This is a genomic window from Xenorhabdus sp. PR6a (genome assembly GCF_028599065.1).
Classification (GTDB): domain Bacteria; phylum Pseudomonadota; class Gammaproteobacteria; order Enterobacterales; family Enterobacteriaceae; genus Xenorhabdus; species Xenorhabdus doucetiae.
In genome coordinates this window covers 49,145-62,378 of record NZ_JAQRFJ010000018.1, presented here as the reverse complement: position 1 = coordinate 62,378, position 13,234 = coordinate 49,145, and the positions used below count along the sequence as shown (strand labels likewise).

Genomic DNA, 13,234 nt, shown 5'->3' with positions numbered 1-13,234 from the left:
TTCAACGTATTGCGCAGATTGAAGGTTTTTAACATACCAATCAGCCAATGCGCACTCCGAATTTTGTCAACGCCAAATTTTAGTGAACCATACACCCAGGCACGTTCTACGGCACTGTCAATATGTTCGGAGAGATCAGAAATCGCACTGGCGCCGCGTGGCAGGCGATCCAGCGCGGCAATGATATCTTTTGTCAGCCTGGCCTCATCCAATGCAAAGTAACGGATAATCGATTGTAAGTCACAGTTTTGTAGCTGCATAAGCTGGTGCAGCCAATGTACCAACTCGACATAAGGATTACTGCGTAGTTTGCAGAAAGTGGTAGCCTGTTCCAGTGAGGTGAAGAGTACACGATTGAGCTTACCAAAGAGCACAGAACGACTGATTTCTGACATAAGTATATTACCCGCAATAAGTTGTGTTTATGAGGATGATGGATGGAATGAAATGACTTTGTGGGTTGCACCACAAATTGAAAGTGGTTGGGTATGGGAAATCGTTTTTAATGAATTTTAGCAGATTCTGGACTGTAGATTAAGTCATCATAATGGGTTGGCCTTTTCACTTTTCCTAGCCAGCTATTGAGGCCCAATTTCACCGTTTCTGACAGATACATTTCTGTTATATCCGCTTTATCAAGTATCAGCCTGATATCCCACGCATATTCAATCCCTAAGTATTGGTGAACCCAATCGCGCACTTGTTGAGATTTCGGCTGTCCAGGCAGAAACCGGTCATACTCTGCACGAGTGAGTGGCCCTAACTCGATACGGAATTTATGTTGAATATCGTATACTGCGATGCCCAAAATTGCCGATTTGCCTAAACAGGGAATATGACGACCTGCTGCCAACCGCGCCTGATCCTGTGTTTCGGTTTTCAGCCATTGGGGAATATTTGGGATAATTCTTACGGGAACCCTGAAATAAAACAGCAATATTTTCCTCAATCCTTCCGCGCTATGCCCTTGGCGGGAAAGATGGCCAGACAAAGCGTAACAGGCATGATTGCTGATACGATTGCCACTATAGTTACCAGTAATATAGTTGCCGGTAATCGTATCATTATTCATCGTGCTGAAGTTCTGTTGAGCCGGTAATCCCATGCCTATCAGACAAGCTAAATAATGACAAAATTTTTGGTTTTCTGGTCGATCTAATGACGAAGTGGGCTGTGCATTGGCCCAGGCTCGATAAAACAGGAGTATCAGCCGGTGATGAAATAAATTGGCAAAGTCAGACAACGTTGGATCTCGATAATTATATTTCCGTGAATAGGCATATTCAGTCAGGTGCAGAGGCAATGGCCCATTGGGGCCAAATAATCCGAAACTGTAAATAAGTATTTCATATCGCTCTGAATTTTCTAGCTGATGGACTTTGGATAGGGTGGAAGGTGCGAATGCCATTGACGCTTCTTGTCCCAAGCGCAAAGGTTCATATCGTGGTAATGGCGCTGTTCCTAATCGGTAATATTTTCCCGCTTGGGCATCAATGCGACGCAAGGTTTGGAAGAGATCGAATTGCCAAGGGGTTTGAGTGAGCTGTTGCCAGAAATAATCTGGTAAGCGGCATATACGATGAATGGCAATGACATCTGTCTTCATATTCACCTGTCTTTTATTTCCGTCATCTTTTAAGTATTGGTTTGTTCACTAAACTGTTATATCAATTTCTTGTTGCCCATGCGGGCAGGCCAAAAGCCAATCTGCCCACGCTGCTGACTGTGTAGTGTCATTTCGGTAAAAGAATTCATGGTGACCAGACGTGAGAATAATTTTTCCAGCACACTGCCTAACAGCCACGGGCTGGTACCGGCAAAGTCTTGCTCATTGACTTCAAGTTTAATGCTGACACCACGGGCAAAGACGATAGGCCCAGATACGGATACTCTGCGATAGACTTCTTTTAATGAGCAGTGGCGTATCCCATTGATTTGACGTACTACGGCGGGTTCAGCAAGATCGGCATAGAGACGCAATAATTGTCGCAGTGCCTGGGTTCCTTCTTGATCGTCATCGATAAAATTCATGTAATTCATTTGCAGTTGGCTGATTAGCTTCCATGAGATTGAGCCTTCTGCCAGAGCAGGACGAGGGATCGTTGGTCTTTTAATAAACTCAATTTTACTGATGGGGATGGAATCCAGCATAACAAAGCTATTGATGTCCTGTTGGCGCAACATGGCGGGTAAATCTCGGTTAGTGCACATCACATCGGCGCTCAGATACTTTAATGTGTCGGGCCAAGGGGAATGGTGTTCATCAACAATTGAGATAAAGGTTTCTGTGCCGATATAGCTGGTACGGGTGCCATAATGGTGGGCATGTTCAGACAAAATGCGCGGGTCCCGGCGCAATGAGAAATAAGCACCGTAATTACCGTCGTCATCGCTGTTGGTTGACCAAAAAGGGCGAAACAGGCGCTCTTGTTTGTATTGGGTATCGACACCGTGCAAGCGTTGCACGGAAAAAATTTCGTAATCCAGGGGGCGGATATTATCCACGACCAGATGATATTCGTTGCGACTTTCATCTACCGTGACCCGTTCAGTCATTTTGGGAAATAAGTTAATCACCGGAGTACAGTTCAATGCCAGATAAGAGGTATCGATCAGGCTTTCCAAACTTCTGTCGATTTTATCCAAGAGCAGGATAAGCTCGAATTCTGTTTCGTTCTTGGTTTCCTTAAGCAAAGACTGCATACCGCGAAGACTGAAAAACTGGAAACGTGCAGGAAAGGCAAAATATTCTTGGAGTTGGCGATATCCACTAAAATTACGGGGATCATTGGGTAATAGCGCCTGATCATCAGCAAAACCTTCATGATATGGAGAAATATCCGGTAATGCCAAATATTGCGGCGTTTCACCCAACGTGTGGCATACCATACCGACAGAATGCTCCATAATCAGTTCCAGCAACTTCTGGGACTGAATATCCGGGCCTGAAAGAAAAAAAGTCAGTTTATTGAATTCCAAATCGTGGAGGAAAAACTTTCCCTTACAGGCAAGACGGATGCGCAATGCACTGACCGCACCATATTGATGAAGATTTAATCCTACAAGAGGAATGTTGGCAGGGATCTTGCCAAGCTCAACGTTTTTCAGCGCGAGAGGTTGTAAAACGACATCCTGAGTAGTGGCGTATTGCAACGTAATGCCATCGTTTTTCAGCGATTGGCAGAGCATAATCGTACCGCGTGGCACCAGAAAGCCGTGGCTGATATCGCCTTTGCTCATGTCTGGCTGGAGCTCTGTAATTGCCATTGACGGAGTGGGAGCCAGATAGTTGGGATAGAGCATTTCCAGTAAATACTGGGAAAAATGTTGAAATTCGGCATCCATTTTTAACTGAATACGGGCAGTCAAGAAAGCAAATCCTTCTAGCAGACGTTCAATATAGGGATCGGCGACTTCGATGCCGTGCATACCTAAACGATTGGCAATTTTGGGATAGCGTTCCGCGAATTCTTTGCCCATTTCACGTAAGTAAACCAACTCACGGTTATAATATTCCAGCAATTTGCTATCCATAACTTTTCCTCTATTTTTTATCCCGCTTCTTTCATGTTGAAATAACCGTGCTCTAAATCGATATCACTGCGAAACAGGAACTCTATTGGCCAGGGAATACACCACAAAAACCCTTTTATTTCGATAGACAATATATTGTACATAGCCAATGAATTGGTATTGGAAATGCAATTGACTTGCAGTTCATTGGGAATAATGCGTGGTTCAAAAATATGAATTGCTTTAATGATTTTATCTTGGATATCATGCCATTCGACATCGGACATATTTTTACCCGCTAAGGGTGCGATACCAAAGTTATAAGTAGAGTGTTGTATTTCAGGGAAAGACGCCAGATTTTGATCCGGTTCTTTATTGATGCTGTTCAGTAACCACTGTAAATCCCGTAATACATTTTGTCGAAAGGTTCTGTGTGATAATAAATAGCTGCTAACGGTTTCTTTGTTCTTGTCCGGTTCATTATCAGTAAGCCTGTCAAGCAAAGAAGACTGCATTCTGTCTCTGGCAGTTATACGCGCAGGGGGCTTGCGAGAATGATAACCACCATGTAATAAAGTGATATTGTCTTTCATTAGTTAGTTATCTATTAGCTATCAGTTATCTATTAAATATCTTGATTAAGAAGAGTGTCAATTAAGAGGCAGGGTAAGAATTCCTTATTTTTTATTTTTTGATTTATTTTGCGAATCTTTATATCGAATAATTTCTGCTTCATAAGATTGATGAAAATTTTCACCAAACAGGGGGTCATCTTGCTCAAATTTTATCATGATTTTCCGATAATATTGGGTGAAGTAATCCCATAAAGAGGCTTTATAGGTTGATGATAATGACAACCGAGGGAGATTACCCGTTTTCCGTGCTTTTTGCTCAATAACAACAGGATCAACGGGATGTAAAATATCTTTTGTCATAGAGCGTAATCCGGCAATCATACCTAATTGATGCGCCTGTAACTCGACTAAAATATCGCGTGTTGCCTGTTCTGGTGACATAAATCCGGGCATATGGTCGCCAAACATTTGAACCAACACGGCCTGGCCAGAGGGAAGGAGTTTAAATGGATTGTTGCCATCCGCCAGAATCTGGGTCACTCCCGTATCAGTCTCCTCTTTTAACCGGGTGCGGGAAGCATTGAGCGCGATAATGCCTTGTGATAACTGGCTGAGTAATTTTCCCAGTTTATACATTGTATCTTCATCAAATTGCGGGCTTTGAATATGACTTAGCCCCATACCGTCCAGTAAAGCTGCCAATAGTTTCCCCTCTAATTTAATTCTATTTTTAGCGTCATCTGATGGGGGAGGATTAGGGGAATACGCAATCGGGTCGATATTCAGACGTTCGGCGGTGCGGTGGTCATTATTATTATGACTGGAGATAATCGTATCATCCAGAGCGACCAGCGGTTCAGCACTATTTAGCATTAAGTTGAGGGTGGGATCATTTTTAACTCCCCGCATAGGCTTATCGGAGAATAAAATCAGGGGATCAGTTTCCTGCTTCTCATTCCGATTATTACCCTGTTTGCCTTGCTGCAATAAGGCACTGGGCGTACTGTCATTGAAAATATTTTCTTGCCGGAAATCAGTATCTGCATTAAACATGGTCACCGGATCAGTGGCACGGAATTGCAAAGAATCCAGCTCAATCATTGCCTCCATGTGTTCGAGGGGATTTATTGGATTGCGTTCTTGCTGTTGCTGTTTTATCAGCGGATTATTGTCATTTAATTCCGAAAAGTCCCAAACCTCATCCAGAACGCGAGTTGTTGCCAGCGGTGGCTTACCCGCACTTTGATTGATATTAATGGGGTTGATATTAATGGGATTAATATCAATAAGTTGAATTTGATAATCGCCGATATTCAATATATCACCGTCACGGACTTCTATTTGGCGATCGGGAGCCATAGGAATAGCATTTAATAAAATCTCAGAGGCTGCTCCCCGATTGGTCATACGGCATTCGCCATCGGTAGAAATCGATACAATCGCCTGTAAACGCGCAATGGCTTGCCCTTCATCGGGCAAAACCCAGTGATTATCTGGGCCGCGGCCAATGGTGCCACCGGGGGGAATAAAATCATAACTCAGTTGTTGCGGCTGGTTTGTACCGATATTTTTAACAATGGTGAATCGCATAATGATGGATACCTATTGTTGATGGAATTATTGTTGGCGGAAGTATTGCTGATGGAAGATAACCTCCCCGCAGGGAGGTTATTGGCAGCGTGATATGAGTAACATATATAAATAAGATTATTCGGCGGTATTCTTTTCAAGATCCCAGGTCCAGCTAACTTCAGCCTGTTTTTTACCTTCATAATCTGTTGGTGTGTAGCTGAACTGAATTTTTTTCGTTCTTAGGCCAACTGTCATGATATTATCAGAAGGTTGCCCACTACCAATTTCAGAAATATAAGTATTGGTCAGTATATATTTAGTCCATAACGAAGGGGCACTATCCCCAACGAAGCGAAGTGAATGAATTTCTGTTTTCTGAATATGTTTACCCGTGACTGCATATTTTTCTAAAGCGGTTATCGCTTTATCATAATTAAGATGAAGCATGAAATGACTTAAAACACCTTTACCTGAACCCCAGCTCCCAACGTCGGTTGAACTATTAGCAGGATTAACTATGGCACGGCTAATATATTGGACGCCAATCCAACCTATATATTTATCAGTTTGCGATTCACCTTTAATTCCATCGAAGTTGACGAAAGAAAGAATGTTATACATCATAGGAGCGACATTAGACATAGTTACACCTCAAATCTTTATTATATTAAATGATGTTCAATAAATAATATTGAATGCAGGATGATGTGTTTAGTTGATGTGGTAACAGTTATATAGTAATGAAAATTCACAGATAAAAAGAATAATGTTGTAGCTGATTAATGGTTCTCCTGATATTAGAAAATTAAGCGCTTTTTAATGAAGGCAATCTTGATACTAGACGTAAAGAAACGGTTAATCCTTCTAATTGATAATGAGGACGCAGGAAGAATTTAGCGTGATAATATCCTGGATTACCTGGAATTTCTTCTACTTGAACCTCTGCGGCTGCCAACGGTTTCCGTGCTTTGGTTCCTGGAGAAGAGTTTGCGGGATCACCGTCAACATAATTTATTATCCAGTTATTGAGCCAGCTTTCCATGTCATTGCGCTCCTGAAATGTCCCGATTTTGTCGCGCACAATACATTTTAAATAGTGGGCAAAACGACAGCAGGCAAATAAATAGGGTAAACGAGCGGAAAGATTCGCGTTGGCGGTGGCGTCGGGGTCATAATATTCAGCCGGTTTTTGCAGGGATTGTGCGCCAATAAAGGCGGCCATATCGGTGTTTTTGCGATGCAATAACGGAATAAACCCATTTTTTGCCAATTCTGCCTCACGGCGATCGCTAATAGCGATTTCGGTGGGGCATTTCATGTCCACTCCGCCATCATCAGAGGGAAACGTGTAGCAAGGCAAATTTTCCACAATCCCGCCGGATTCTACGCCACGGATAGACGTACACCAGCCATATAATTTAAATGAACGGTTGATGTTAACCGCCATAGCATAAGCAGCATTGGCCCAGGTATAGTTACTGTGGGTTGGGCCTTCGGTCTCCTCCTCAAAATTAAAATCATCAACAGGATTGGTTTTATTACCATAGGGCAGACGTGAGAGAAAACGGGGTAACGTCAATCCCAGGTAACGAACATCTTCTGATTCGCGCAAACTATGCCAAGGGGCGTATTCCGTATTCTGGAAGATTTTAGTCAGATCCCGTGGATTAGATAGCTCTTGCCAGGATTCCATTTGCATTACACTCGGTGCCGCCCCTGAAATAAAGGGGCAATGTGCTGCGGCGCTAATTTGGGCCATCTCACGCAAAAGTTCAACATCGGGTGCGGTGTGATCGAAATAATAATCGCCGATAAGGCAGCCAAAAGGTTCACCACCAAACTGACCATATTCCGCTTCATAGATCTTTTTAAAGATCGGGCTTTGATCCCAACTGACACCTTTGAAGCGTTTCAGCGTACTGCTTAACTCTTTTTTGGAAATACACATTGCACGGATTTTTAACATTTCATCCGTTTCGGTGTTATTGACCAGATAGTGCAAACCACGCCAAGCCCCTTCCAGCGTTTGGAATTCATCATGATGCAGAATGTGATTAATTTGCTGTGACAGTTTTTTATCGATTTCGGTAATCAGGGCTTGAATGGTGCGGTAGGTATCACTGGAGATCGTCACTGTATTTTCCAGTGCTTGTTGTGCCAGTGTGGTCACTGCGCTTTCAACCGCGCTGCGTGCCTGGTCGTTTTGCGGACGAAATTCTTTATTCAGCAATATACCCAGTTCATCAGGCGTATACTCTTTCGGAGCCTGTTCTTGCTGAAATTCAGTGTCTTGTTCAGTCGTGCTCATGCATTACTCCTTATTTTCAGCTTCTTCGGTGTTGGCATTTTCGGTATTAGCGGCACTGTCGGTAGGTTTTGGTGCTTCGGCCAGTGATTTCAGCAGGGCAGGATTTTGCAGGATATCGGCGATCAATTGTTCTGCGCCGCTTTTACCATCCATATAAGATAATAAGTTTGCCAGTTGAGTTCGCGCTTCCAGTAACTTAGCCAGGGGATCTACTTTTTTAGCAATCGCATCAGGCTGAAAATCTTCCATTCTTTCAAAAATTAATTCGATATTCAGTTTTCCGTCATGGGTTAACGTATTGTCCACCTGAAAAGCAACACGAGGTTGGATTGATTTCATGCGCTCATCAAAGTTATCAATATCGATTTCCATGAATTTTCGCTCACTCACTTCAGGTAAAGCCTCCAAGGGTTTTCCTGCTAAGTCGCTTATCACTCCCATCACAAATGGTAATTGAATTTGCTGCTCTGAACCGTAAAGTTCGACGTCATATTCAATTTGTACACGTGGGGGACGATTTCGAGCAATAAACTTTTGTCCACTGGATTTCATAACAAATTCTCCATACTGGCTAATAACGAGCTAATTTAATAAGACAGATTATTTGGGACACGACGATTAATTCGCATCAAAATTATCTGGACGACCAAAAATGATTTCGAGTTGATTTAATCCATCTGGGGCAAGATCATAAACAATCTCAATAAAGTCACGATCAATTAACCGTTGAATGCGAGCGATCATGAGCGGAGCGGGATGACTGGGTTCATAAATGAGAAAATAGTTTTTAGCCTTTTCTAATAATATGCGTGCTTCATCACGATTACTGGCTTCAATTCCATGCCAATCATCAACGACCTGATTTGTTGAATGTGTTGAGGCCAGCGCTTTTTGTTCTGCTGCTTTCTGTTCCGCATATAAAGTTGATGCAAAAATATTTTGGTGATCTGGCTCCTTAGCCGTCCCTCTGGTTTTCGGGGGTATGGGATAAAATTCAATCACTTTATTTAATTGTTTTAATAGCCGGGAGAATTCCGGGGCATAGCTTTCTGATAATTCCCGGCGAATAATGTCGAGTATTGCAATCAGGTGATCTTGAATATTGATCACTGCCAAAATTTCAGGGCTATTAGCCTGTTGTTTCAATTCCTCCTGTAATCGGGAGCGCCCACCGGTATAGCCATTAATTTCACTCATTGTGCCGTCGAGCAATGAAGCAACTTCCTGCAATGATAATTCTTTTGAAATACTTTTTAGTAGAATGGAACGTTGCACGTCGAAGGTGAGAGGAGAATCGTCCTCGATCGCGGCAAGTATATTGAGACGAAATAAGGGGTCATACTCTCCCTCAAACTCCAATTTCGGCCAAACCTCTTGCCAATAACGCTCTAATGTCTGCTGAAGCAAATTCAAGCCATCGGCATAGCCACATAATCCCCGTGTTTCCAGCCATGATTGTGTTAGCGCTATGATAATGCGTAGATCTTTGGTACGGCTTAACAGGCTAATGGCCTGTTTTTCTGCTTGTATCCAATCAGGAGGCTCTGCGGGAATGGTGACATCACCAAACTGCTGTTCTGTCCTTCCGTACAGGGATTGCTCCAGTGCCATAAATTCAGGGTCATATTCCAGATCCTCTCCGCAAGGAGATTCGAGACTGACGGGTTCGAGTAAAGCGTCAATGTTCATAGTCTTTATCATTTGGTCAAATTAGGGCAAGTGAAGCGGGGAAGTTGAAACGGGCTAAAAATACTGTTTGGGATAAACTCCAGTGAAACATGATGACCTTTGATGTTAAAGGTCACGCGCTGGCTTGCATCATGACCTGGAGTTGGATTTCGTGTCGCATATCTCGCATGGTCGATAAGGCGATTTAACGCCCACGAACCGGAAGTGATGAGGTTTGCGGTGGTGCCATCTTGTAAATTCAATTGGATACGAACCTGATTGGTGCCATTGGGGCCGGGCCAATTGAGTGACTGTGAAACTTGTGGGCCGTGGCTATATTGCAATTGCTGGCCGTCAACATCCAGTATCATGTTTAATATCTCTTTATCCATACTCATTGTGCGAACGATGACACGGAATGAAGGGATAGGCGAGCCACTGCTGAACAAGGTATCCCGGATGATCTGGGCCTGTTGGAATGGCTGGAGGAAACTTTTATTTCCCGGCAGCGCTTTTCCATCCGCTCCCGGAATAAAGCGCCAGTTCGCTTGAGAAGTATCGACTTTTCCCACCAGATTTTTCTGGAAAAAACTGTCCATAATACCCGTTTGCGGAGCAAACATCCGCGCCATATCATCCGGTTTTATATCGTCAAGTGCCCTTTGCACCAGAGGGTAACGGTTGGCGATAGCTTGCTGGCAAAAACTTCGGACGTCTGCATTCAGCCGCTTACTAAGATTTTTTAAGTTACTGAACTGGGTATCACTGCCGGCGCCTATTGCCAACGAGGAAACTATGCCCTTGAATGGCACGGGCAGACGCTGCGCCGTAGCCTGTAGCTGGGTGATAATGTTATCTGATGGCACAGGTATTCCCAGATTAGCCGCATTCTGCACCAAACCCAGATATTCATGTAATTTGCCGATTTGACTGAGAATATTATCAAAGGGAATCTGCTTATTTTTGTCATCAGAACTTTTTGCCAATGCAATGAGTTGGGCAAAATGTTCTTTCAGTTCTTGTTCTGGTGTGAGTTGATTATCTTCCGGCAGTAATTGATTCGAGACGATTTTTGTCAATGAACCAGATTGATGGCTTACAAAATTACCTATTTTTTTGTCGAGCTTGCTGGTGTTTAACCCTTCATCCAGATTGACATTCTTACTGATATTAATCAGCAAGTTGCGTATAGGGGAGGCATCTGAAGCCAACAATTGGGCTATAGCGGCGCGTTGTTCCAGGTTGTCAATATTATTCAGATGAATGCCGGCCAGAAAATTGTCCCACTGTTGAATATAATCACGGATATAAAATTGCCGGACTAAAAGCGCAATCTCTTTTGGCGCTTGTCTTTCTGGGTCTGGTGTTCCTATATTTGGCGTTCCTGTATAACGACCCAGTATCCATGTGTTCTGGCTGTATAACTTATCAATCAGGGTATTGAGATTTTTACCTGTGCCGATTCGATATCCTGCCGGCGTGAACATGCCCGATATATCTTGAGTGATCGGGGTCCCGTTGATATGTGAGAAAATCAATCCGGCATCAGGGCCAGCCAGCGTTGTTAAGTTCACCGGGGATAAATTGGGATGATTCAATAACGCTTGTTTTAAATGGGTATAAACAAGTCGTGCCGGAGGAATACTGCCGAGTAGTCTTTGTTTCTGTTTTATCAGTTGATTATCACACACATAGGGAGACGTCACGACTTGACCTTCCAGTAATTGACGCAGATGACCGTCAATTTGCTGTAATTGCGCTTGTGAGATATCGGGGGGTAAATGAGCTTGCAAATATTGCATCACCCAATGATGCAAGAACCGACCGTCATAATGTTGAGCCTGACATAACATTTGATACGCTTTTAACGTATCGTAAGTGTCATCGGTATTATTGCCGTTGTTTTGGCGCAATTGGGATGTTATTAACAAGACGACTTGTGGCAGCAGTAATGTTTGTAGTGCTTCGGTGTACAGGGTCAAACTGGCATTATTGATTTGCTCACCGCGATATAGCCCCATTTGATATGAAAAGGGCGGATCATCAAGCGAAAAGTGCGGGCTTTTTCCCAAATCCGCCACTTTGTTCAAAATAGGCAGCGGAGTATAAATATCGATGCTATGCGTACTCTTTTTTAATTCCGCGGCTTGGTTCAGGATCGGGAAAATTTTATCCTGAACTTCCATCAGGTAATTTTTATTGTTGTGATAGCTGATAAAAAATAAGCTAATGATTAGCCCCGGGATCACCGCCAGAATGGTATAACCTAACCCCCTTAATAACCGGTTTCTATAAACCCACCAACGATTCTGACTGGCAAGCCCCGCTTCCTGAAAGGTATTTTCCAGTAAATTTTTCAGAAAATAGGCGCGGTGAGCGGAAGTTGCATCTGGCACCCCTTCCTGGGTTCCACTCGTGAAATAGAGTCCACGTGGTGAATAGGGGATATCAAACCCTGATTTAGCAAATACGATGTCAAGGTACTGGGCAATGAATGGTCGTAGTGCCGCGAATTCTTGTGGAAACAGGTAACTTTCGGCACACTGCTGAGGGAGATTCAGGTGCAATAAGATATGGGGTAATTCTGCCTCTAATCGCTCCTGTAACAGACGATACTGCTGTTCAAAAACGTCGCCCAGATTCCAATCTGCCTTGTTCCACAGATCTGTTTTATTCCATGGAAAGTTGAAGCCCCAAATTTGATCGCGCTGCGCCTTGTCAAAATGGGAAAAGTACGCGCTAAATCCTTTCAGTAAATCCATTTTGGTGATAATGACATAGATTGGAAATTGGATCTTGCACTGTTCATGTAATTCTGACAAACGCCTGCGTAATAAATAGGCTTGTTGATCACGCGCTTTCTTTGATGGATTTAATAAATCTTCCACGCTAATAGTCACAATGACGCCGTTAAGTGGCTGGCGTGTGCGATATTTTTTCAATAAATGGGTAAAACACTGCCATTCGTGGGCATCTTGTTCGGGCAGTGTGTCCTGAGTGGTATATCGTCCGGTCGTATCCAGCAGGACAGCATGGTTAGTGAACCACCAGTCACAATTATCCGTTCCTTTTATGCCGGACGGGGTAAAAGTCTTAAAATGATCGGCTAATGGAAAGTGCAAGCCGGAATTTGCCAGCAGGGTGGTTTTCCCTGAGTTAGGGGCACCGATAAGGACATACCACGGTAGCTGATATAAATATTGACGGTTAAAGAGGCTCCAGCCCGGTTTATATTGGGTGTTCAAACCATAAAAATAAGCATTTTTGAGTAACCGCAAGGCATCTGAAAAGTGCTCTGCCAAGGGGATATATTGTGGATCTTGTAATTGCTCACGCTCGTCATTGCCTCTGTTTAATGGGGTAGAAAGCTTTTTATTTAGCCAAGCCTGATATGAGCGGGTCGCTAACTGGATAAACAGCCAGACAAGGTATAATGAAGCAATGGTCACTATGCGTACTGTACTTGATTCAAAAGGTATTACGTTGCCGACAGAAGTAATAGGGCCAATAAACCAGATAATAGAAGAGATGGCGGTTATTCCAAGGAAACTCCATATTAACCGGCTGGTAAAAATAGCAAGAATGGCATTCAACATAT

At 43.3% G+C, this 13,234-nt stretch carries 9 protein-coding genes and 1 pseudogene; all 10 read right to left on the bottom strand.

Features of this window, described 5'->3' with window-relative positions:
- Positions 1 to 395: pseudogene (locus tag PSI15_RS07325) on the bottom strand (type VI secretion system ATPase TssH); the annotation flags it as partial.
- A gap of 107 nt (positions 396 to 502) precedes the next feature.
- Positions 503 to 1,606, bottom strand: a complete 1,104-nt coding sequence (gene tssG / locus PSI15_RS07320; RefSeq protein WP_273582956.1) for a type VI secretion system baseplate subunit TssG — start codon at positions 1,604 to 1,606, stop codon at positions 503 to 505.
- A 56-nt stretch (positions 1,607 to 1,662) separates the two neighbouring features.
- Positions 1,663 to 3,534 (bottom strand): type VI secretion system baseplate subunit TssF, encoded by a 1,872-nt coding sequence (gene tssF, locus PSI15_RS07315; RefSeq protein WP_273582952.1) that lies wholly within the window; start codon positions 3,532 to 3,534, stop codon positions 1,663 to 1,665.
- A 17-nt stretch (positions 3,535 to 3,551) separates the two neighbouring features.
- Positions 3,552 to 4,106, bottom strand: a complete 555-nt coding sequence (locus PSI15_RS07310; RefSeq protein WP_273582951.1) for a type VI secretion system baseplate subunit TssE — start codon at positions 4,104 to 4,106, stop codon at positions 3,552 to 3,554.
- 84 nt (positions 4,107 to 4,190) lie between these two features.
- Entirely contained in the window at positions 4,191 to 5,678 is a 1,488-nt protein-coding gene (gene tagH, locus PSI15_RS07305; RefSeq protein WP_273582950.1) for a type VI secretion system-associated FHA domain protein TagH, read from the bottom strand.
- 117 nt (positions 5,679 to 5,795) lie between these two features.
- Entirely contained in the window at positions 5,796 to 6,302 is a 507-nt protein-coding gene (locus tag PSI15_RS07300; RefSeq protein WP_052705666.1) for an Hcp family type VI secretion system effector, read from the bottom strand.
- A gap of 163 nt (positions 6,303 to 6,465) precedes the next feature.
- Positions 6,466 to 7,968, bottom strand: a complete 1,503-nt coding sequence (tssC, locus tag PSI15_RS07295; protein ID WP_045970423.1) for a type VI secretion system contractile sheath large subunit — start codon at positions 7,966 to 7,968, stop codon at positions 6,466 to 6,468.
- 3 nt (positions 7,969 to 7,971) lie between these two features.
- On the bottom strand, positions 7,972 to 8,520 hold the full coding sequence (gene tssB / locus PSI15_RS07290) for a type VI secretion system contractile sheath small subunit (protein ID WP_045970425.1): 549 nt from the start codon (positions 8,518 to 8,520) through the stop codon (positions 7,972 to 7,974).
- A gap of 66 nt (positions 8,521 to 8,586) precedes the next feature.
- Entirely contained in the window at positions 8,587 to 9,657 is a 1,071-nt protein-coding gene (gene tssA, locus PSI15_RS07285; protein ID WP_273582949.1) for a type VI secretion system protein TssA, read from the bottom strand.
- Between the two features lie 8 nt (positions 9,658 to 9,665).
- On the bottom strand, positions 9,666 to 13,232 hold the full coding sequence (gene tssM, locus PSI15_RS07280; protein WP_273582948.1) for a type VI secretion system membrane subunit TssM: 3,567 nt from the start codon (positions 13,230 to 13,232) through the stop codon (positions 9,666 to 9,668).
- Between the last annotated feature and the right edge of the window lie 2 nt (positions 13,233 to 13,234).

Coding starts and splice junctions, on each gene's coding strand:
- tssG (WP_273582956.1), bottom strand. CDS start 1,606: ATGAAGACAGATGTCATTGCCATTCATCGTATATGCCGCTTACCAGAT.
- tssF (WP_273582952.1), bottom strand. CDS start 3,534: ATGGATAGCAAATTGCTGGAATATTATAACCGTGAGTTGGTTTACTTA.
- PSI15_RS07310 (WP_273582951.1), bottom strand. CDS start 4,106: ATGAAAGACAATATCACTTTATTACATGGTGGTTATCATTCTCGCAAG.
- tagH (WP_273582950.1), bottom strand. CDS start 5,678: ATGCGATTCACCATTGTTAAAAATATCGGTACAAACCAGCCGCAACAA.
- PSI15_RS07300 (WP_052705666.1), bottom strand. CDS start 6,302: ATGTCTAATGTCGCTCCTATGATGTATAACATTCTTTCTTTCGTCAAC.
- tssC (WP_045970423.1), bottom strand. CDS start 7,968: ATGAGCACGACTGAACAAGACACTGAATTTCAGCAAGAACAGGCTCCG.
- tssB (WP_045970425.1), bottom strand. CDS start 8,520: ATGAAATCCAGTGGACAAAAGTTTATTGCTCGAAATCGTCCCCCACGT.
- tssA (WP_273582949.1), bottom strand. CDS start 9,657: ATGAACATTGACGCTTTACTCGAACCCGTCAGTCTCGAATCTCCTTGC.
- tssM (WP_273582948.1), bottom strand. CDS start 13,232: ATGTTGAATGCCATTCTTGCTATTTTTACCAGCCGGTTAATATGGAGT.